At 27.4% G+C, this 22,523-nt stretch carries 22 protein-coding genes; all 22 read left to right on the top strand.

All coding sequences use genetic code 11. The features are described 5' to 3' along the window. The first annotated feature begins 2 nt into the window (after window positions 1–2). The 22 genes from LPB137_RS09950 to LPB137_RS09845 are packed head-to-tail and all read left to right on the top strand — an operon-like array spanning window position 3 to window position 22,518. Window positions 3–1,379: a glutamate synthase subunit beta gene (locus tag LPB137_RS09950; protein WP_076087593.1), complete on the top strand. Its 1,377-nt coding sequence runs from the start codon at window positions 3–5 to the stop codon at window positions 1,377–1,379. Then, on the top strand, window positions 1,379–2,128 hold the full coding sequence (locus LPB137_RS09945) for an inositol monophosphatase family protein (protein WP_076087591.1): 750 nt from the start codon (window positions 1,379–1,381) through the stop codon (window positions 2,126–2,128). Before LPB137_RS09950 ends, LPB137_RS09945 begins: the two co-directional genes overlap by 1 nt. Before the next feature lie 45 nt (window positions 2,129–2,173). Next, the gene (locus tag LPB137_RS09940; protein ID WP_076087589.1) at window positions 2,174–2,428 is read left to right on the top strand and encodes a YfhL family 4Fe-4S dicluster ferredoxin; all 255 of its coding nucleotides are present in this window, start codon (window positions 2,174–2,176) and stop codon (window positions 2,426–2,428) included. Beyond that, the gene (locus LPB137_RS09935) at window positions 2,428–3,903 is read left to right on the top strand and encodes a Ppx/GppA phosphatase family protein (protein WP_076087587.1); all 1,476 of its coding nucleotides are present in this window, start codon (window positions 2,428–2,430) and stop codon (window positions 3,901–3,903) included. Before LPB137_RS09940 ends, LPB137_RS09935 begins: the two co-directional genes overlap by 1 nt. After that, complete coding sequence (locus tag LPB137_RS09930; RefSeq protein ID WP_076087585.1) at window positions 3,903–4,808, top strand: lipid A biosynthesis lauroyl acyltransferase; 906 nt, start codon at window positions 3,903–3,905, stop codon at window positions 4,806–4,808. The genes LPB137_RS09935 and LPB137_RS09930 overlap by 1 nt, the downstream gene beginning before the upstream one ends. After that, window positions 4,786–5,661 carry an ELM1/GtrOC1 family putative glycosyltransferase gene (locus tag LPB137_RS09925; protein ID WP_076087583.1) on the top strand — a complete coding sequence of 292 codons (876 nt, stop codon included), beginning with the start codon at window positions 4,786–4,788 and terminating at the stop codon, window positions 5,659–5,661. The genes LPB137_RS09930 and LPB137_RS09925 overlap by 23 nt, the downstream gene beginning before the upstream one ends. A 10-nt stretch (window positions 5,662–5,671) precedes the next feature. Then, the gene (locus LPB137_RS09920; protein ID WP_076087581.1) at window positions 5,672–6,937 is read left to right on the top strand and encodes a nucleotide sugar dehydrogenase; all 1,266 of its coding nucleotides are present in this window, start codon (window positions 5,672–5,674) and stop codon (window positions 6,935–6,937) included. A 1-nt stretch (window position 6,938) separates the two neighbouring features. Continuing rightward, window positions 6,939–8,318: a mannose-1-phosphate guanylyltransferase/mannose-6-phosphate isomerase gene (locus LPB137_RS09915; RefSeq protein ID WP_076087578.1), complete on the top strand. Its 1,380-nt coding sequence runs from the start codon at window positions 6,939–6,941 to the stop codon at window positions 8,316–8,318. Window positions 8,319–8,352: 34 nt separating this feature from the next. Next, window positions 8,353–9,483: a GDP-mannose 4,6-dehydratase gene (gmd, locus tag LPB137_RS09910; protein WP_076087576.1), complete on the top strand. Its 1,131-nt coding sequence runs from the start codon at window positions 8,353–8,355 to the stop codon at window positions 9,481–9,483. 10 nt (window positions 9,484–9,493) lie between these two features. Then, window positions 9,494–10,588 (top strand): GDP-L-fucose synthase family protein, encoded by a 1,095-nt coding sequence (locus LPB137_RS09905; protein ID WP_076087574.1) that lies wholly within the window; start codon window positions 9,494–9,496, stop codon window positions 10,586–10,588. Beyond that, complete coding sequence (locus tag LPB137_RS09900) at window positions 10,585–11,676, top strand: glycosyltransferase family 4 protein (RefSeq protein ID WP_076089335.1); 1,092 nt, start codon at window positions 10,585–10,587, stop codon at window positions 11,674–11,676. The genes LPB137_RS09905 and LPB137_RS09900 overlap by 4 nt, the downstream gene beginning before the upstream one ends. A 2-nt stretch (window positions 11,677–11,678) precedes the next feature. Next, complete coding sequence (locus LPB137_RS09895; protein WP_156981738.1) at window positions 11,679–12,770, top strand: glycosyltransferase family 4 protein; 1,092 nt, start codon at window positions 11,679–11,681, stop codon at window positions 12,768–12,770. Then, window positions 12,767–13,903 (top strand): non-hydrolyzing UDP-N-acetylglucosamine 2-epimerase, encoded by a 1,137-nt coding sequence (gene wecB, locus LPB137_RS09890; protein ID WP_076087570.1) that lies wholly within the window; start codon window positions 12,767–12,769, stop codon window positions 13,901–13,903. The genes LPB137_RS09895 and wecB overlap by 4 nt, the downstream gene beginning before the upstream one ends. After that, window positions 13,900–14,769 carry a glucose-1-phosphate thymidylyltransferase RfbA gene (gene rfbA / locus LPB137_RS09885; protein ID WP_076087568.1) on the top strand — a complete coding sequence of 290 codons (870 nt, stop codon included), beginning with the start codon at window positions 13,900–13,902 and terminating at the stop codon, window positions 14,767–14,769. Before wecB ends, rfbA begins: the two co-directional genes overlap by 4 nt. Further along, window positions 14,769–15,824, top strand: coding sequence for a dTDP-glucose 4,6-dehydratase (rfbB, locus tag LPB137_RS09880; protein WP_076087565.1), 1,056 nt, complete (start codon window positions 14,769–14,771; stop codon window positions 15,822–15,824). Before rfbA ends, rfbB begins: the two co-directional genes overlap by 1 nt. After that, the gene (locus tag LPB137_RS09875; RefSeq protein ID WP_076087563.1) at window positions 15,817–16,878 is read left to right on the top strand and encodes a glycosyltransferase family protein; all 1,062 of its coding nucleotides are present in this window, start codon (window positions 15,817–15,819) and stop codon (window positions 16,876–16,878) included. The genes rfbB and LPB137_RS09875 overlap by 8 nt, the downstream gene beginning before the upstream one ends. After that, window positions 16,859–17,278 carry a sugar 3,4-ketoisomerase gene (locus LPB137_RS09870; protein ID WP_228144661.1) on the top strand — a complete coding sequence of 140 codons (420 nt, stop codon included), beginning with the start codon at window positions 16,859–16,861 and terminating at the stop codon, window positions 17,276–17,278. Before LPB137_RS09875 ends, LPB137_RS09870 begins: the two co-directional genes overlap by 20 nt. Continuing rightward, window positions 17,268–17,786 carry an acyltransferase gene (locus LPB137_RS09865; RefSeq protein WP_076087561.1) on the top strand — a complete coding sequence of 173 codons (519 nt, stop codon included), beginning with the start codon at window positions 17,268–17,270 and terminating at the stop codon, window positions 17,784–17,786. Before LPB137_RS09870 ends, LPB137_RS09865 begins: the two co-directional genes overlap by 11 nt. Continuing rightward, window positions 17,783–18,880, top strand: coding sequence for a DegT/DnrJ/EryC1/StrS family aminotransferase (locus tag LPB137_RS09860; RefSeq protein WP_076087559.1), 1,098 nt, complete (start codon window positions 17,783–17,785; stop codon window positions 18,878–18,880). Before LPB137_RS09865 ends, LPB137_RS09860 begins: the two co-directional genes overlap by 4 nt. Window position 18,881: 1 nt before the next feature. Next, on the top strand, window positions 18,882–19,955 hold the full coding sequence (locus tag LPB137_RS09855; RefSeq protein WP_076087557.1) for a glycosyltransferase family protein: 1,074 nt from the start codon (window positions 18,882–18,884) through the stop codon (window positions 19,953–19,955). Then, on the top strand, window positions 19,956–21,047 hold the full coding sequence (locus LPB137_RS09850) for a hypothetical protein (protein WP_076087555.1): 1,092 nt from the start codon (window positions 19,956–19,958) through the stop codon (window positions 21,045–21,047). 1 nt (window position 21,048) lies between these two features. Beyond that, window positions 21,049–22,518, top strand: a complete 1,470-nt coding sequence (locus tag LPB137_RS09845) for an MBOAT family O-acyltransferase (protein WP_076087553.1) — start codon at window positions 21,049–21,051, stop codon at window positions 22,516–22,518. Window positions 22,519–22,523 lie beyond the last annotated feature (5 nt).

Genomic DNA, 22,523 nt, shown 5'->3' with positions numbered 1-22,523 from the left:
ATATGTTAAATTTTACAAAATTCGAAAGAATTAATCCTGAAAAAAGAGATGTTCTTCAAAGACTAAAAGATTACAATGAAGTATATCAAGTATTTGGAAAACAAAGAGCAAAAGAACAATCTGATAGATGTATGCAGTGTGGTGATCCATACTGTCATACAGGTTGTCCACTTGGAAACTATATTCCAGCATGGTTAAAACAAACTGCTACAAAAAATCCAGATTTAGCATTTGCTTTATCAAATGAAACATCTCCTTTTCCAGAGATTTTAGGAAGAATTTGTCCTCAAGATGTTCTTTGTGAAGGTGCTTGTTCTTTAAATACAGGTCATGGAGCTATTTCTATTGGTGCTGTTGAAACACACATTTCAGAAACAGCATTTGCTAAGGGTATGAAACCTAAATTCTCTTCAAAGAAAAAAGAACAAAAAGTTGCAGTAATTGGTTCTGGACCTGCTGGAATTTCTGCTGCTACTTTTCTTTTAAGAAAAGGTTACCATGTTGAAATGTTCGAACGAGCTGATAGAGCTGGTGGACTTATGATGTATGGAATTCCAGGATTTAAACTTGATAAAACTACTGTTGATAGAAGAGTAGGTTGGTTAGTTGAAGCTGGAATGAAATTACACTTAAACTGTGAAATTGGAAAAGATAAAACAGCAAAAGAATTAGAAGATGAATTTGATGCTATTTTCTTAGGACTTGGAGCAACAGCTGGAAGAAATGCCGGAATTGATGGTGAAAATTCTTCAAATGTTCATCCTGCAATGAACTTTTTAACTGGCGTTCAAAAAAGAAACCTTGGAAAGAAAAATGTTGATTATATCGATGTTAAAGATAAAAAAGTTGTAGTTATTGGTGGTGGAGATACTGCAATGGATTGTGTTAGAACATCAGTTAGAGAAGGTGCTTCTAGTGTTAAGTGTCTTTATCGTAGAGATGAAGCGAATATGCCTGGATCTAAAAAAGAAGTTGTTAATGCAAAAGAAGAGGGTGTTGAATTTGTATTTAATGTAAGCCCTAAATCTTTTAAAACTGATGGCAAATCAGCAATTGGTGTTGAATTACTTACAACTTCAATGAGTGAACCTGATGAATCAGGAAGACAAAAAGTTGTTATCAATGATGGAAGTGAGTATTTAGAAGAAGCTGATGTTATTATTATGGCATTAGGTTTCTCTCCTGAAGCTCCTGCATTCTTAAATGACTTAAATGTAGAAACTAATTCATGGGGAGGAGTTGTAACTAATAATAAATTTACAACTTCAAACTCAAAAGTATATGCAGGTGGAGATTGTCAAAGAGGTGCTCACTTAGCTGTAACAGCAGCTGCTGATGGTAGAGATGCTGCAAGAGTAATGATTCAAACTTTAGCATAATGAAAACTCAAATTACAGACCTTTATAAAAGCACTTTTATAAAGGCTGTGATATTAGCTAATAAAGAGCTACTAACATATATAAACAATGAACTCAAACTAGAAGACTTAAACTACTCAAAACAAATTGGATATGGTGGCGATAAAACGCTGAATATAGATTTAATTGCTGAAGAGATATTTATTAGATATCTTGAAGTATTTGGAAATATTTATTCAGAAGAGTGCGGACGTTTATCTGATGATAAAAACTTTGATATTATAATTGATCCTCTTGATGGAAGTGATAACTTTTCTTCTAATTTACCTTATTATGGAACTTCTATTGCCTTAGTTTCAAATGATAAAACTATAGCAGGATTTGTTTGTAATTTAGTAAATGGAATTTTAACTTATAAAGCATTTGATGAAGAAGTAAAATACGAGTATTTATTAGATAACAGAGATAATTTATTAATTACTTCAAATAAAAAAATAGGTATTTTTGAAAGAGCATATGCATATCCCAATATTTGTACAAAATTAAGACAAAAAAATATAAAATTTAGATCTCCAGGTGCAGTTGCTTTGTCTTTGTGTGATGCAAAAAACTATGACTTTGTATTGTTTGTTGGTAATATTAGAGAGTTTGATATTTTAGCTTCATTATACATTTGTGATGATCTATTTTTATACAAAACTGATAAATTTGTACTTATCGCACAAAATATACAAAAATTCAATCAAATTAAAGAAATACTTAAAGAATAATTGGTTATAACTCCAAGATATATAATTTATTTAGGAAAGTGTTAAATGTCTTTAATTATTACAGATGAATGTATCGCATGTGATGCATGTAGAGAAGAGTGCCCAAACTATGCAATTGAAGAGGGTGATCCAATATACTTAATTGATTCTGACAGATGTACAGAGTGTGTAGGTCATTATGAAGAGCCTTCTTGTATAGAAGTATGTCCAGTTGATTGTATTATCATCGATCCAGATAACCAAGAAACAATGGAAGAATTAAAATTCAAATTTAAGCAACTACAAGAAGAAGAAGTTTAATGTCTAAAGTTACAACTATTATTGATATTGGGTCTAACTCAATGCGTATGGTTGTTCTACAAAAAAGTAGTAGATTTGCATTTAATCTAATAAATGAAACGAAAAGTAGGGTGAAAATTTCTGAAGGCTGTTATGAAAATAATGGAAATCTTCAAGAAATTCCTATGCAACGTGCTTACGAATCTATGAAATCTTTTTTAAATATATCCAAATCCCTTAAATCACGAAAAGTTATCTGTGTTGCTACATCAGCGCTAAGAGATGCACCAAATTCAAAAGTTTTTTTATCACGAATTAAAAAAGATTTTGGCTTAAGTATTAAAGTAATTGATGGAGAAAAAGAAGCATACTTTGGTGGAGTTGCTGCTATGAATCTTTTACATGATGATAGTTTTGTAACTGTTGATATAGGTGGAGGTTCTACTGAGTTTTGTTTTGTAAAAGATAAAAATATTGTGAAATCAATTTCATTAAATATAGGTACAGTTCGTATGAAAGAATTGTTTTTTAATAAAAATGACATTGATGGTGCAAGAGAATACATAATGGATAATTTAAAAAAGATTTTTGAACTTAATATTGAAATCCCTGATGTAATTGTTGGTATTGGAGGTAGTATTAGGTCTGTTTCTAAAATAATCATGCAAAGAAATGAATATCCTTTAGATATTTTACATGGTTATAAGTATAAAGTTTCAAAAGAAGAAGATTTTTTAAATGAAATTATAAATGCTAAAGATAATGATGAATTAAAATCCTTAGGTGTTAAAAAAGATAGGTTTGATACGATAAAAGAAGGTACTTTTATTTTCAAAACTATTTTAGATGAATTAAATATCTCAAAAGTTATAACTTCAGGTGCTGGTGTACGTGAAGGTGTTTACTTAAACGATTTACTTAGAACTTCTAATTGTAAGTTTCCTTCAAATTTTAATGTTAGTGTAAGATCACTTCTTGATAGATTTCAAATTGAACCAAAACAAAGTTCATATATGGGAAATAATGCTTCAAAAATATTTTATGCACTAAAGCCAATGCATGAATTAGATGATAAATATAAAACATTTTTAGTAATTGCTTCAAAGCTTCACTCAATTGGTTCAACACTAAACTTTTATAAATCTAATGACAATGCTTTTGATTTTATTTTAAATGGACTTTCTTACGATTTTTTACATACAACAAGAGTTATAATTGCACATATGATTAAATTTTCTAAAAAGTCATTACCTTCAAAAAAAGATATAAGCGAATACCAAGAGTTATTACCTGATATTGAAGTTATGAGATGGTTGTCTTTTATGATTTCATTAAATATTGTATCAAATTTAGATATGTCTCGACCAAAGATAGATTATATTTTAAATGAAGAGACAAATACATTAAGTTTAAAGCTTGATAATAAAACTTTTTTAATTAATTCAAATATTGAAAAATTAGAGTTACCAAAAGAGTTTAATCTAGAGGTATTATAATGAATAAACTTGTTTATAATATATTCTTAGTTTTTGTATTTATTTTAAGAAAATTACCAAAGTTTATAAGACGAGGCTTTTTTAAATTACTTGCAAATTTTGCTTACTTAGTTGCTTCTAAAACTAATAAGATTATTGAAGCAAATTTAAAACTTGTGTTCGATAATAAAATTTCAAAAAAAGAAATACAAAAAATACAAAAATATTCATATTTAAATATGCTATTATGGGTTCAATCTCTTATTGAAAACTTAGATGTTACTAATGATAAACTAAAAAATAGTGTTAGTATTGAAAATAAAAAAATAATAGATGAAGCTTTATTAAAAGGAAAACCTATTATTTTTATTTCTGCACATTTTGGAAATATGGAAATGTTAAGTACTTATATTAATAAAAACATTCTAACTATCCACCAAGTTGCAAGGCAATCAAATTTTGAAGAAATAGATGAGTTTATTGTAAAAGCAAGAGAAAAATCTGGTTCTAAAATAATATTTAGAGATGGAGCAGTTAAAAAACTTGTAAAAGCATTAATAAAAAAAGAAGCGATATCATTAATAATTGATCAAAGTATAAATTCAAGAGAGGGTACCGAGGTTGAATTTTTAGGGAAAAAAGCATATCAGACTTCTACATCATCTATTCTTGCTAGAAAGTTTGAAGCAACAATTATACCTATTGCTATATTTAATCAAGATGATTATAAATATAAAATTAAAGTTTATGACCCTATATTACCTATTAGAACTAATAATGAAGAAAATGACATAAAAGTCTTATCTCAACTTCAAGCTAATGCAATATCTGATATAATACTTGAAGATAAAAAACAATGGTTTTGGCCTCATAAAAGGTTTAAAAGTCATTATAGAGAGATATATGAAAAGAATACTAATAATTAGTGACGGGAAACCAGGTCACTTAAATCAATCAATCGCCTTTTGTAAAATTAAAAATATAAGTTATGATATTTTAGAAGTAAAATTTAAATTAGAAATATTTAAACTATTTACTTATGCCTTAGATAAGTTCGAGCGATATTCTGATGAGTTATTTAAAGAATATAAGAAATATAACTTCGATTTTTATGATGCAGTTGTTAGTACAGGTTCTGGAACTTATTATTTTAATAAATTTATTTCAAAAAAATATAATATTAAATCAATCGCTCTTATGCTTCCAAAATCTTATAATTATAAAGATTTTGATTATATTATTGCGCAAGAACATGATAATGCTCCTAAACTTGAAAATATAATATCAATACCTTTTAACCTGTCTTTTGTAAAGTCAAAAAATATAATAAAACAATCAAGTGATGATAAATCAATTGGCATTATTATAGGTGGAGATAATAGTGTTTTCAAAATGGATGTTGAGAATATTAAAAATGTATTAGATTTAATATTTAAAAACTATGATGGGTATTTAAAATATATAACTACATCAAGAAGAACATCAAAAAATATAGAAGATTTATTAAATCAATATGAATTTGATTATAAATTAGTATATTCAGATACTCCAACAATAAACCCAATACCAGATTTTATTGAGAAATGTGAAGAATTATTTATAACAATTGATTCAACTTCAATGATTAGTGAAGCAAGAGCAAATTCTCATGCTGATATTTCAATTATAGAATTAAGATCTTCACATAAAGATACAAAATTCCATAAATTAGCACAAATAGCTAATAATATTGATACTAAAATTGATTTTAATAAGTTATTAGAAAAAGTTGAAATATAGAAGGTTTTAAATGAAAAAGAAAATATGTATAATAGGCCTAGGATATGTAGGTTTGCCACTAGCAGCAGCATTTGCAGAAAAATATACTGTTGTAGGTTTTGATATAAATAAACCAAGAGTAGATGAATTAAATAATGACTTTGATAGAACATTAGAATTAAACAAAGAACAACTACTAGAAGTAAAAGATTCTATTACTTATTCTTCTAACCTAGATGATATAAAAGATGCAAATATTTATATTGTAACAGTTCCAACTCCTATTGATTCTTCAAATAGACCAGATTTAACTCCTCTAGTAAAATCATCACAAATGATTGGTAAAGTACTTAAAAAAGATGATATTGTAATTTATGAATCAACTGTTTATCCAGGTGTTACAGAAGAAGTATGTGTACCACAACTAGAATCTGAATCAGGTATGACTTTTAATAAAGATTTTTTCTGTGGATATTCTCCTGAGAGAATTAATCCAGGTGATAAAGAACATACAGTTACAAAAATACTAAAAATCACAGCAGGATCAAACCCTGAAATTGCTGATGAAGTAGATGAACTATATAAATCAATTATCACAGCAGGAACACATAAAGCAAGCTCAATAAAGGTAGCAGAAGCAGCAAAAGTAATAGAAAATACTCAAAGAGATGTAAATATTGCCCTTGTAAATGAATTAGCTTTAATATTTGATACTATGGGTATAGATACAAATGATGTAATAGAAGCAGCAGCAACTAAATGGAACTTTATAAAATTAAAGCCAGGATTAGTTGGTGGACATTGTATTGGTGTAGATCCATATTACCTTACTTTTAAAGCAGAAGAGCTTGGATATAAACCAAATCTTATTTTAGGTGCAAGACAAATCAATAATGGTATGGGTAAATATATAGCTGAAAAGACTATAAAGATTATGATTAAAAAAGGTAAGATTATCAAAGATTCAAATATCTTAATAATGGGACTTACTTTTAAAGAAAACTGCCCTGATATTAGAAATACAAAAGTAGTTGATATTATTTTAGAATTAAAAGAATATGGTGCAAATATTGATGTATATGAACCATGGATAGATGAAAAAGATAAAGATTATTATGATTATAATTTTGTTGAAAATCCAATTAAGTCTGATAAAAAATACGAAGCAGTTGTTGTAGCAGTTGGACATGATAAATTTAGAGAATACACTCAAGAAGAGTTTGAATCTTTAATTAATGGCGAAAATGTCTTAATTGATGTTAAAAATGTAATACCAAAATCTACTTGGAAATTATAAAATGACAAATATAATACTATGCGGTGGATCAGGGACAAGACTATGGCCAATAAGTAGAACACTTATGCCAAAACAGTTTGTAAAGCTTTTTAGTTGTGAAGAAAAAAAACAGTCATTATTCCAACTAACAGTTGAAAGAAACTCTAAAAATTGTAATTCTCAATATATAGTTTCAAATGCTGAACAATACTTTTTAGCATTAGATCAACTTGAAGAGTTAGAAAAAGTAAATAATAAGTATCTTCTAGAACCAGTTGGAAGAAATACAGCACCTGCAATTGCACTAGCATGTTTAGATTTACCTTATGATGAAATAGTATTAGTAACTCCTAGTGATCATCTAATAAAAGATGAAACAGAGTATGCAAAAGTATTAGAAAAAGCTAAAGAATTAGCAAGTGAAGATAATCTTGTAACTTTTGGTATTACTCCACAATTTGCTGAAACTGGCTTTGGTTATATTGAAGCCGAAGGACTAGCAGTTAAAGCCTTTCATGAAAAACCAAATAAGCAAACTGCTGAAGAATATGTAAAAGCTGGTAATTATTACTGGAACTCTGGAATGTTCTGCTTTAAAGCTGGAGTATTCTTAGATGAACTAAAAACTTATTCTCCAGAAATTTATGAAACTTCTAAACTAGCTTTCAATAATGCAAATAAAGAAGGAATTGTAAGAATCACTCATGATGATATGAGTAATATTCCAGAAGATAGTATAGATTATGCTGTAATGGAAAAATCAAAGAAAGTAAAAGTAATACCAAGTGATATTGCATGGTCTGATGTAGGAAGCTTTGATGCTCTATATGAAGAACTACCAAAAGATGAAAATAATAATACTTTAAATCCAAATCATATTTCAATAGATTCTAAAAACAATCTTGTATATGGGAATGAAAGAAAAATAGCAACAGTAGATATAGAAGATACTATTATAGTAGATACTGGAGATGCACTTTTAATATCTAAAAAAGGAAGTTCTCAAAAAGTAAAACAAGTAGTAGCACAAGTGCGAGAAACTACAGAACTTCATAATATTCATCTTACAGGACATAGACCTTGGGGAACATATACAGTATTAACAGAACAAGAAGGTTATAAAGTAAAAAGAATAGAAGTAAAACCAGGTAAAAGACTATCTTTACAAAAACACTACCATAGAAATGAACACTGGATAGTAGTATCAGGAACTGCAACTGTTACTGTTGGAGATACAAAGAAATATGTAAGACCAAATGAATCAACATATATAAAAATGGGAGAACTTCATAGATTAGAGAATGAAGGAAAAATACCTGTGATTTTAATAGAAGCACAAGTTGGTGAGTATACTGGTGAAGATGATATTGTTAGAATAGATGATGATTTTTCTAGAAAGTAGTAAAAAGTAATTAAATTTAAACAAAGGAAATAAAATGGCAGAAAACACAGAAAAAAAAGTAGCACTAATCACAGGAATCACAGGACAAGATGGATCATATCTTGCTGAATTCTTACTAAAAAAAGGTTATGAAGTACATGGAGTAAAAAGAAGATCATCACTATTTAATACAGATAGAATAGATCACCTTTACCAAGATCCTCATGTAGAAAATAGAAACCTTATTTTACATTTTGGTGATATGACTGATTCTATGAACTTAACTAGAATTATCCAAGAAGTTCAACCTGATGAAATCTACAACTTAGCTGCAATGAGCCATGTTGCTGTGTCATTTGAAACTCCTGAATATGTTGCTAATGCTGATGGAACTGGAACACTAAGAATCCTTGAAGCTGTTAAATTACTTGGACTTACAAATAAAACTAGAATATACCAAGCATCTACTTCTGAACTTTATGGAAAAGTACAAGAAACTCCACAAAGTGAAACTACTCCTTTTTATCCAAGATCTCCTTATGCAGTTGCTAAAATGTACGCATACTGGATTACTGTAAATTATAGAGAAGCATATGGTATGTATGCTTGTAATGGTATTTTATTTAACCATGAATCACCAGTTAGAGGTGAAACTTTCGTAACTAGAAAAATCACAAGAGCAGCTTCAAAAATCGCACTTGGACTTCAAGATAGACTTTACTTAGGTAACTTAGATGCAAAAAGAGACTGGGGTCATGCAAAAGATTATGTACGAATGATGTGGATGATCTTACAAGCTGATGAGCCAGAAGATTGGGTAATTGCTACTGGACAAACTACAACTGTTAGAGACTTTGTAACTATGGCATTTAAATACGCTGGTATTGAATTAGAATTTAAAGGTACAGGTGTTGATGAAAAAGCATATGTTGTATCTTGTTCAAATCCTGATTATCAAGTAGAAATTGGATCTAATGTAGTATCAGTAGATCCTAAATACTTTAGACCTACAGAAGTTGATTTACTTTTAGGTGATCCTACAAAAGCAGAAACAAAACTTGGATGGAATAGAGAATATCAATTAAAAGAATTAGTAGATGATATGATGAAATCAGATTTAAAACTAATGACAAAAGATGTTTACCTTCAAGATGGTGGATATAAGACATTATCTTACTTTGAATAGGAAGTTTTAGATGGATTTAAATTCTAAAATATATATTGCAGGCCATAGAGGTTTAGTTGGTTCTGCAATTGTAAAAAACTTAAGAGCAAAAGGTTATACAAATCTAGTATATAAAACACATAAAGAATTAGATTTAGTAAATCAAAATGATGTAGAAGAGTTTTTTAAACTAGAAAAACCAGAATATGTAATACTAGCAGCTGCAAAAGTTGGTGGTATTGTTGCAAACAATACATATAGAGCTGATTTTATATATGAAAACCTTCAAATTCAAAATAATGTAATACATAATGCCTATAAATATGAAGTTAAAAAACTTCTGTTTTTAGGATCTACTTGTATCTATCCTAAAATGGCACCACAACCAATGCCTGAAGATTGTTTATTAACATCTCCACTAGAATATACAAATGAACCATATGCAATAGCAAAAATTGCTGGTATAAAAATGTGTGAATCATATAACTTACAATATGGTACAAACTTTATCTCTGTAATGCCTACAAATTTATATGGACCAAATGATAACTTTGATTTAGAAAAGTCTCATGTACTTCCAGCACTAATTAGAAAGATACATTGCGCAAAACTTTTAAATGAAAAGAAATATGATGAAGTTGTAAAAGATTTAAATGTAAATACTATTGAAGAAGCAAAAACATATCTTTCAAACTTTGGAGTAAATGAAACTTCAGTTGAAATCTGGGGATCAGGAAAACCAAGACGAGAGTTTTTATACTCTGAAGATATGGCTGATGCTTGTGTGTTTTTATTAGAAAGTAGAGATTTCTCTGATCTGGCACTAAATGCCGATACTCCCGTCGCTAAAGCGAAAGTGGAGTGTACTTATGAGAAAGATGCAAAAGAAGTAATCAATACACATATTAATATTGGAACTGGAGTAGATATATCTATTGCTGAACTTGCACTTTTAATACAAGAAATTGTTGGGTATGAAGGTGAATTTACTTTTAATACAGATAAGCCTGATGGAACTATGGTAAAACTTACTGATCCTTCTAAGCTACATGGTTTAGGTTGGAAACACAAAGTTGAACTTCACGAAGGTGTTAAGACTATGTATGAGTGGTATTTAAAAAATTGAAAATAGTACAGTTACTTCCTGAACTTAATGAGGGTGGAGTTGAACGTGGTGTTGTTGAACTTAATCGCGAATATTCAAAATTAGGTATTAAATCTATTGTTATTAGTAATGGTGGAAAACTATCAAATCAAATTGATTTAGATGGTGGTACGCACATAACACTTGATATATGTAGTAAAAATATATTCACTTCAATTTCAAGAGTCATTAAATTAAAAAAAATATTAAAAGAATTAAATCCAGATATTTTACATGTAAGAAGTAGAGTTCCTGCCTGGTTAGTATTTTTTGCTAATAAAAGTTTAAATATTAAAGTTGTTAGCACTGTACATGGCTTTAATTCAGTTAGTTTTTATAGTAAAATTATGACAAAAGCAGATGCTGTTATTTGTGTAAGTAATAGTATAAAAGATTATATTCAAAAAAAATATAATACAAATAGTAAAATAATTACAGTAATCCCTAGAGGAATAGATTTAGAATTATTTAATATAGGAAATATAAATAATAAGTTTGTAGAAAATTTTAGAGATAGATATTCTTTAGAAAATAAATTTATTGTAACAACTGTAGGAAGAATAACTCAATTAAAAGATTATGAGACATTCATAAAAGCCATATTTATTATAAAAAAAGAAAATTATAATATAAAAGCACTAATAGTAGGTGGAGTAAGAAGTAATAAACAAGATTATTTGTCTTCATTAGAAAAACTAATAAAAGAATATAATTTAGAAGAAAATATTATATTTACAGGAAGTCAAGATAAAATAGCAGAAATATATTCATTAAGTGATGTTGTAATAAGCTCTTCAAAAAAACCAGAGAGTTTTGGACGTGCTGTTGCTGAATCTATTGCACTTAATACTCCCGTGATTGCTACAAATCATGGTGGTGTAAAAGATATAATAATTGAAAATGAAAATGGCTTCTTTTTTGAAGTTGGAGATGAAAAAGAATTATCAGAAAAAATCATAAAATCGAAAAGCTTAAGTTTTGATGGATATAATTATATTTCTAGTAATTTTTCTTTGAATAATATGTTAGATAAGAACTTAAAAGTTTATAAAAGAGTTTTGGGAGAATAAAATTGAATATATTAATGGTTAGTCTAGATTATCCCCCTACAATAGGTGGCATTACTGCACATGTATATGAATTATCTCAAGCATTGAAAAATATTGGATGTAAAATTAGTGTTGCAACAAAATTTGTTGATAATAATCAAAAAGCTTTTGAAACTGTTAATGATGTTAATATTTATCGATTTAAACTTAAATATGTTGGATTTTCTTATGGTCTTCAAATAAATTACTTTTTAAAAGATTTAATTAAAAAAGAAAAGTTTGATATTATTCATATTCATGGGATGAGACCCTTGGAGTTTTTTAATATTAAAGATATTCCATTGGTTTACACAAATCATACATCAGGATACTTAAAAAGAATAAAAAAAGGTGGATATAGAATCCCATTATTAAAAAGATTATTTGATAAACCAAAACTTTTCTTAGCTCCTAGTGAAGAACTTTTAGATGTTCCTTTTAAGTTTAATGCAAAAAAAGTATTTATTTCAAATGGTGTTATTTCTAATAAATTCACTAGAAATACTGAAGTCCGAAGTGAAATAAGAAATGAACTTGGAATAAAAGATAATGAAAAACTAGGAATTGTTACAAGAAGGATGGTTTGGAAAAATGGGGTTAATTTTTTAGCTCTTGCAACAAAATATTTTAAAAATCAAGATTTAAAACTTCTTTTTATTGGCGATGGTGAACAATATGATGAAATCAAAACTATTTTAGAAGAGAATTTTAAAAATAGATATATTTTATTAGGTTCAAAAAGGCACGATGAAATTATAGATTATTATAGTGCTGCAGATTTATCAATTTTACCATCTTTAATGGAAGCTACAAGTATTAGTGGATTAGAAGCTATGGCTGCTTCCTTACCTCTTATTGGTACAAATGTTGGAGGTATTCCTGTAATTATTAAAGATGGAGAGAATGGATACTTGTGTGAAAGTGAGAGTCCAGAAGATTTAGCACAAAAAATTGATAAATTACTTGATAGTGATCATGTATTAATGGGAGAAAAGTCAAAAGAGATGGTGGATAAATATTTTGATTGGATAGAAATAGCTAAAAAAACACTTGATCAATATAAGAGTATAGTATGAATAAAAAAGTACTACTAGTATTCGGAACTAGACCAGAAGCTATAAAAATGGCACCATTAGTAAAAGCATTTGAAAAAGATGCTAATGTTGAATCAAGAGTATGTGTAACAGCTCAACATAGAGAAATGCTAGATCAAGTTCTTGATATGTTTGATATTACTCCTGATTATGATTTAGATCTTATGAAACCCGGTCAAGATTTATATGATATTACAGCTAATGTACTATTAGGACTAAAAGATATTTTAAGAGACTTTAAACCTGATGTTGTTTTAGTTCATGGTGATACTACAACTACAAGTGCATCTTCACTTGCAGCTTTCTATGAAAAAGTAAAAGTAGGACATGTAGAAGCAGGTCTTAGAACAGGTGATATTTACTCTCCTTGGCCTGAAGAAGCAAATAGACAAATAACAGGTGTATTAGCAAACTATCATTTTGCTCCAACAAGTACGAGTGCTGATAATCTAAAAAAAGAGAATAAAGATCCTAAAAATATAATAGTAACTGGAAATACAGTAATAGATGCACTATTTTTAGCAATAGATAAAATAGAAAATGATTCTGAACTTCGAACTAAAATAGAAACATCAATAAATTCTCAATATAAAATAAATGAAGATAAAAAACTTATCTTAGTAACTGGACATAGACGAGAAAATCATGGACAAGGATTTATAAATATTTGTGAAGCATTAAAAACACTTGCAGTAAATAATCCAACTATAGATATCGTATATCCAGTACACTTAAATCCAAATGTACAAAAACCAGTAAAAGAAATACTATCAGATGTATCAAATGTATATCTAATAGATCCACTTCAATATGAACAGTTTATATACATGATGAATAAATCATATTTTATAATAACTGATTCAGGTGGAGTACAAGAAGAAGCTCCATCTTTAGGAAAACCAGTACTTGTAATGAGAGATACAACTGAAAGACCAGAAGCTGTAGATGCAGGAACAGTAAAACTTGTAGGAACAAATACTAAAGCTATCATAGAAGAAGCTCAAAAACTTTTAGATGATAAATCAGAATACAACAAAATGAGTAAAGCACATAACCCATATGGTGATGGTAAGGCTTGTGAGAGAATAGTAGAATTTATAAAGGAATGTAAATGAAAGGTATTATTTTAGCTGGAGGAAGTGGAACAAGACTTTATCCAATAACTAGAAGTATAAGCAAGCAATTACTTCCAATTTATGATAAACCAATGATTTACTATCCTCTTTCAGTTTTAATGCTAGCAGGAATAAAAGAAATACTTATTATTTCCACACCTCAAGATTTACCAAAATTTGAAGAACTTTTAGGAGATGGTAGTGATTGGGGAATTAGTTTAGAATATAAAATTCAACCATCGCCAGATGGATTAGCTCAAGCATTTATTTTGGGAGAAGAATTTATAGGAGAACATAATGTTGCTTTAGTCTTAGGAGACAATATATTCTATGGACAAGGTTTTTCTGATATGTTAAAAAAATCTGCCTCTATAAAAAATGGAGCAGTAATTTTTGGATATCAAGTAAAAGATCCTGAAAGATTTGGAGTAGTTGAATTTGATGAAAATAGAAAAGCTATAAGTATTGAAGAAAAACCCAAAAAACCCAAGTCAAATTTTGCAGTTACAGGACTATACTTTTATGATAATAGTGTTGTTGAAATTGCTAAAAATGTAAAACCCTCTCATCGTGGTGAATTAGAAATTACAACAATAAATGAAGAGTATTTAAAACAAAATAAACTACAAGTTGAGCTTTTAGGTCGAGGGTTCGCATGGCTTGATACTGGAACTCATGATAGTTTAATTGAAGCTGGACAATTTGTACAAACAATTGAACATAGACAAGGTTATAAAATTGCTTGTCTAGAAGAAATTGCATTTAATAATAAATGGATTACAAAAGAGAAAGTTTTAGAAATGGCAAAACCACTTTCTAAAAATGGATATGGACAATATCTTATTGATTTAGTGAAAGAGAAATAATGTCAAATAATTTTAATTCAAATCAAACAATACTAGTAACAGGATGTGCAGGCTTTATAGGATCAAACTTTGTGCCATACTTCCTAGATAAATACCCTGAATATAATCTAATAAACCTAGACCTTCTAACATACGCAGGTAACTTAGAAAATCTAAAAGAGTGTGAAGAAAATCCTAGATATAAATTTATAAAAGGTGATATTTGTAATCGTGATTTAGTAGAGTTTATATTTACTGAATATGATATTCAAGGTGTAATTCACTTTGCAGCAGAATCACATGTAGATAACTCTATTAAAAATCCTGGTGTGTTTGTAAATACAAATGTAAATGGAACTTTTACTCTAATAGATGTAGCATATAAATACTGGATGGATAAACCATTTAATTATAAAGCAGATTACAAGAAAAGTAGATTTCACCATATCTCAACAGATGAAGTATATGGAACGCTTACAGATGATCCAAAAGATTTGTTTACTGAAACTACTCCATATGCACCAAACTCTCCATACTCAGCTTCAAAAGCATCAAGTGATATGATAATAAGAGCATATAATGAAACATATGGAATGAATACAGTAATAACAAACTGTTCAAATAACTATGGACCAAAACAACATGATGAAAAACTAATACCTACAATTATTAGAAAAGCACTTAATAATGAAGCCATTCCAATTTATGGAGATGGAAAGAATATTAGAGATTGGTTGTATGTATTAGATCATTGTAAAGGTATAGATATAGTTTATCATACAGGAAAAACAGCAAATACCTATAATATTGGTGGAAGAAATGAAAGAACAAATCTTCAAATAGTAGATGCTATTTGTACTATTTTAGATACTAAAGTTCCATCAAAAACTTTATCTTCTTATAAAGAGTTAATTACATTTGTAGAAGATAGAGCAGGACATGATAGAAGATATGCAATTGATGCAACAAAACTAGAAGATGAGCTTGGTTGGAAAGCTGATGAGAACTTTGATTCCGGGATTGTTAAAACTATTGAATGGTATTTGAAGAAGTATTTGGATAATAATTATGAATAATTTAAGAATATTACATTGTGCAAATTTTAGTACATTTAAAAATGGTGAAGCTTATTATTCAATGGATAGAAAAATATCTCATGGATTTATTCAAAATGGTCATATGGTTTATGAATTTAGTTACAGAGATATTGCAAAAGCCCAGAGGTTTTTGGGTTTAAAAAAAAGAAGTATTGAAAAAATGAATAAAGATTTGGTTGATCATTGTATTAATATTAGACCAAATATTTTGCTGTTAGGTAAATGTGAATTAGTTTCTTTAGAATCATTAGAAAAAATTAAAAAGCTATTGCCAGATATTAAGATTATTCAATGGTATGTAGATTTTATAAATAAAGAAAATAATGATTTTTTTTCAAAGTTTAAGTATATAGATGTATTCTTACAAACTACGGGAACAGGATTATTAGAATTATCAAAAAAGTATAAAAATACTATATTCTCATATATCCCAAATATTACAGATCCTAATTTTGATGTAAATATTGATATTAAAAAAGAATATGATGTTTTATATATAGCTAGAGATCATAAAGAAGACAATAGATATAAATTTGCATTATTATTAAATGAATTTTGTAAAAAAGAGAATATCAATTTAAAGATGTATGGATCATTAGGGAATCCATATGTTTTTGGAAATGACTACTATAAAGAAATATCTAAAGCAAGAATTGCTATCAATTTTAATAGAGAAGATCTAATAGATACTTACAACCATAATAAAATATTAGGTACATCGGATAGAATGAATCATTTTATTGGATCAAAAACTTGTACCTTTTCTCCTAAAATTATTGACTTAGATAAATTGTATAAAGACAATGAACATGTAGTTTATTTTGAAAGTTCTAAAGAATGTTTTGAAAAGTTACTTAAAATTTTAAATGACGAAAGTTATAATAATATAGCTTCTGATGGTCAATTAAAAGCTTACGAAATATCTAATTCTAAAAGAGTTACAAATTATATGCTTAATTTAATAAATAATAATGAAATTGATGAAAATATAGAATGGAAGGACTACGTTTTTTATGATGGTAAAAAAATCTAACTATGAAGTTATAGACTTTAAAACATTAGGAGATGAAAGAGGTTCACTAATAGCTATTGAAGAAGGTTATAATACGCCTTTTGAAATAAAAAGAGTTTATTATATTTTTGATACAAAAGAGGGTGTAGAAAGAGGCTTCCATGCTCATATTAATCTTAAGCAAATGGCAATAGTTGTAAAAGGTTCTTGCACTTTTACTCTTGACAATGGTAAAACAAGAGAAGAACTAAAACTTGACAATCCAAATAAAGGACTTTTGATAGAAGGACTTATTTGGCGAGAAATGAAAGATTTTAGTGAAGATTGTGTTTTAGTTGTAATAGCCAGTGAACATTATGATGAAAGTGATTATATACGAGATTATAATAAATTCTTAGAAGTGGTAAGAAATGATTCATAAATTAGCAGATATACAATCAGAAAATATTGGAGAGAATACAAATATTTGGCAATTTTGTGTTGTATTGCAAAATGCTAAAATTGGAAACAATTGTAATATTAACGCTCAAGTATTAATTGAAAATGATGTGATTATTGGTGACAATGTAACTGTAAAATCAGGTGTTCAAATATGGGATGGCATAACTTTAGAAGATAATGTATTTATTGGTCCAAATGTTACTTTCACAAATGATTTTTTGCCAAGAAGCAAACAATATCCAAAAGAGTTTTTAAAAACCATCATAAAAAAATCAGCTTCAATAGGTGCTAATAGCACAATTGTTGGTGGTATAACTATAAAAGAATTTGCAATGATAGGTGCAGGAAGTGTTCTGACAAAAGATGTAGGAGTTCAAGAACTTTGGTTTGGTAACCCAGCTATTCATAAAGGCTATGTTTGTAAATGTGGACAGAAATGTGATAATTCATTAGTTTGTAATGAATGTAAAGGAGAAAATAAAAGATGATCCCATTTTTAGATTTAAAAGGTATAAATGCTCAATACAGAGAAGAATTAATAACTGCATGTACAAAAGTTATAGATAGTGGGTGGTACATACAAGGAACTGAATGTAACGAATTTGAAAAAGAATTTGCACAATATTGTGGTACAAAATATGCAATAGGTGTAGCAAATGGTCTTGATGCACTAATCTTAATATTAAGAGCATATAAAGAATTAGGAATAATAAAAGATGGTGATGAAGTGATAGTTCCATCAAATACATATATAGCTTCTATCTTAGCAATATCACAAAATAATCTAGTTCCTGTTTTAGTTGAACCGGATATTAATACTTATTTAATAGATTCATCTAAAATAGAAGGAAAAATAACTTCAAAAACAAAAGCAATCATGCCTGTTCATTTATATGGACAAACTTGCCAAATGGATAATATAAACGCAATAGCAAAGAAATATAATTTAAAAGTGATAGAAGACTCAGCACAATCACATGGTGCATACTATAAAGATAAAAGATGTGGGAACTTAGGTGATGCAAGCGGATTTAGTTTTTATCCAGGGAAAAACCTCGGTGCATTAGGTGATGGTGGAGTAGTTACAACAAATGATGAAGAATTAGCAAATGCAATTAAAGCACTTGGAAATTATGGAAGTTATAAAAAGTATGAGAACCTCTATAAAGGCGTAAATAGTAGACTTGATGAAATTCAAGCAGCAATGTTAAGAATAAAACTAAGATACTTAGATAAAGAAATAGAAAAAAGAAGAGAAATTGCTAATTATTATTTAGAAAATATCAAAAACGATAATCTAATTTTACCAACAGTAAGAGAAGAAAACAATCATGTTTGGCATTTATTTGTAATCAGAACAAATAAAAGAGATGAATTACAAAAATATCTTCTAGATAATGAAATCCAAACACTTATTCATTATCCCTTAGCACCGCATAAACAAGAAGCATATAAAGAGTGGAAAAGTGTAAAATGCCCAATAAGTGAAAAAATTCATAATGAAGTATTAAGTTTGCCTATTGGTGGAGTACAATCCTTAAAACAAACTATAAAAATAGTTAATATCTTGAATGAGTTTTAAAATGATAAAAAAAATTAAATATAATTTAGAAAACTACATTTATTCAAAAAAGTATGGTAAATCAATTAATATAGATGATTTTAAAATAAAAACAAATAACTTTTCAGGAAATAAATTAAATATAATTTATTTGACATATTTTGATAGTACTTTCGGAATTAATAATACATTAAAACCTTTAGAGGAAATAGGGAGAGTATTTAAATTTCAATTTACAGAAAACCCTCATGAAAAAGATTGGTATAATAAAAAATTAGATGTCAATAAGAAAATGATAAATTTTGTTAAGAATATAATTAATAATAATATAATTGATATTATAGTGTGTTATGTTTCAGGGTATTCTATATCTATTGAATCATTAGAAGAGTTAAAAAGCTTTAATATTCCTATTATAAATGAGTCTTTAGATGATGAAAGAAAATTTAAGAGTAGAAGGGGTAAAGATGGCTGTTATAGAGGAGTAAAAGATATTTGCTCTTTCTTTGATCTTTCATTAACTACTTCTAAAAGTGCAATAATTAAATATTTAGTTGAGGGTGGCAATCCAATTTATAAAGATTATGCAGGAAATGAAAGAATTTATAGAAAATTGATATTAAAGAAGGAATATGATGTTTGTTTTGTTGGTGCAAGTTATGGAATCAGAGGTAAATATATAAGTTTTTTAAGAGAGAATGGAATATCTGTTTATACTAAAGGTTCTGGTTGGGAAGAAGGTTTTGCAGAAGCTGATGAAATGATTGAAATCTTTAATAAAGCAAAAATAGTTTTGGGATTTTCAACCGTTGGAAAGAATGATGATATTAATATATTAAAAGGTAGGGATTTTGAAGTACCTTTAATAGGTAGTTTTTACATTACAGGTTATCATGAAGAATTGAAAGAATATTTTACTATAGGAAAAGATATTGAGACTTATATGTCAAAAGAAGATTTATTAGCGAAAGTTAAGTATTATTTATTGAATGATGAAGAAAGAGAAAGTATTGCTAGGAAAGGATACGAGAAATGTTTAAATCATTATACTGCAAAAAAATCTTATGAAAAAGTTTTTGGTCATTTAGGATTGTAGTTGATTTTTAAAGGAAAGAATATTAAATCAAGAACTTGGTCAATTAATTTTTTATTTATTTTATCAACTATGCTTTTTTTTACGGCTTTTATTAACTATTATATTGATCCATTTTGGTTTTTTAAGCATCAAAATAATTTAAATAGTAAACAGAAAGTTGGTGATGAAAGACATAATAAACTAAATGATCTTTATAATAATGGTTTACAAAACTACAATGGATTATTATTAGGTAATAGTAGATCAACTTATATAAATCAATTTAAATTTTATAATGATTTTAAAATTTATAATTTTGCTACTTCTTCTATGGATTTAATTGAATATAATAGTTATATTCAATATTTGAAAAAAATAAAAGATTCAGAGTTTAAATATATTATACTTGGATTAGATTTTCATAATACAAATTTAAATAAAAATAAATTAGTAAAAGACCCAGAATATTATATAGAAAAAGTTGAGGATCCTTTTTATTTATTTAAAACATTATTGTCTTATGATACAGTAGAGAATTCTTTAAAGAATATTTCATATTCATTTAAAGATAAAAAAATATATTACGATAGAAATAATATTCATTATTCTGAAACAATTGATAAAATTAAATTAGAAAAAAGACAGAGAAATGGAATTATTCAATTAACTAAAAATTTTATGAATTCAAATTATCAATGGGATTCTAATTATAAAAAAAGATTAATTGAATTAAAGAAAAATAATCCTGAGACTAAATTTATTATTTTTACTTCACCTATAAGTTCTGAACTAATTTATTCTATTATCATTAATGGAGAGAAATTAGATGAATATTATAATTGGTTAAAAGATACTATAGAAGTTTTTAATGAAGTAAGTCATTATATGTTTTTAAATGATATTACAACTAATTTAAATAATTACTTCGACTCTAGTCATTACTATCCTTTTATAGGAGATATTATTGCAAAAGATTTATCTTCTCTACATAAATATAGTAAACATAAAATAATATTAAATAAATCAAACTTAGATACATTTTTTAATGATTTTAAAAATAATATTAATAAATTTAAAAGTAAGTATAATATAGAAAAAAGGAACTTTAACTAAAATGCTCTTTAATAGCTATGAATTCATATTCGCATTTCTACCAATAACATTCTTTATCTATTTCTATTTAAATAGTAAAAGACTAACAACAGCAAGTAAAGCTTTTCTCGTTTTTTCTTCGCTATTTTTTTATTCTTATTGGAATATAGCTTATTTACCTCTAATACTAGGAAGTATGCTATTTAATTATGCAATAGGAAATACATTAGCTAAAACTAAGAAAGAGAAAACTAGTAAAAAAACATTTTCAAATAAATCAATTTTAATTTTTGGTATTGTTTGTAATGTATCATTACTTGGATATTTTAAATACGCAGATTTTTTTATTGAAAACTTTAATTTTGCACTTGGAACAAATGTTGATTTGTTAAACTTATTATTACCTCTAGCAATATCATTTTTTACTTTCCAACAAATAGCATATTTAGTGGATAGTTATAGAGGTGAGACAAAAGAGTATGACTTTTTAAACTATGCACTCTTTGTAACTTTCTTTCCTCAATTAATAGCAGGACCAATTGTACATCATAAAGAGATGATGCCTCAATTTGCTAATAATAGAAATATGGTAAAGAATTATAAAAATATAGCTCTAGGTATATTTATATTTTCAATGGGATTATTTAAAAAAGTAGTAATAGCAGATACTTTTGCTGTTTGGGCAAATCAAGGATTTGATGTAGCAACAACATTGAACTTGTTTGAAGCTTGGGCTACTTCATTATCTTATACTTTTCAATTGTATTTTGATTTCTCAGGGTACACAGATATGGCAATAGGTATTGCATTACTATTTAATATAAAACTGCCTATTAACTTTAACTCTCCATATAAAGCTTTATCTATACAAGACTTTTGGAGAAGATGGCATATTACATTATCAAGGTTTTTAAGAGATTATGTTTATATTCCTCTAGGTGGAAATAAAAGAGGAAGGTTTAGAACATATTCAAACTTAATGGCTACTTTTATTATAGGTGGATTTTGGCATGGTGCTGGTTGGACATTTTTATTTTGGGGATTTCTTCATGGTTTAGCTTTATCTATTCACAGACTATGGCAAACACTCGGATTTAAAATGTGGTCTTGGTTAGCTTGGTTTATTACTTTTAACTTTATTAATATCACTTGGGTGTTTTTTAGAGCTAAAGAATGGGATGATGCTATTAAAGTTCTTATGGGTATGGCTGGGATGACAGGTATTGTATTAAAAGAAAAGTGGGAAGCCAAACTTATTTTCTTATCTCAATGGGGTATTGAATTTTCTACGGTTTTTACAGTATTAGATGGAAAGAATAAAGTAGTTTATTGGATTCTATTTTTTACTTTCTTTATAATATTTACAAAAAATAACAATAATAATTTAAATATGAAATTAAATAAGTATAATTTGGCGTTTTCATTATTATTATTTTATTATTCTCTTTTAAATTTAAATAATATATCAGAGTTTTTATATTTTAATTTTTAGGTATT

This window comes from Poseidonibacter parvus (assembly GCF_001956695.1).
In the GTDB taxonomy this organism is placed as follows: domain Bacteria; phylum Campylobacterota; class Campylobacteria; order Campylobacterales; family Arcobacteraceae; genus Poseidonibacter; species Poseidonibacter parvus.
Note: the sequence above shows the minus strand (reverse complement) of the source record. Positions and strands in the feature narration are given on the sequence as shown.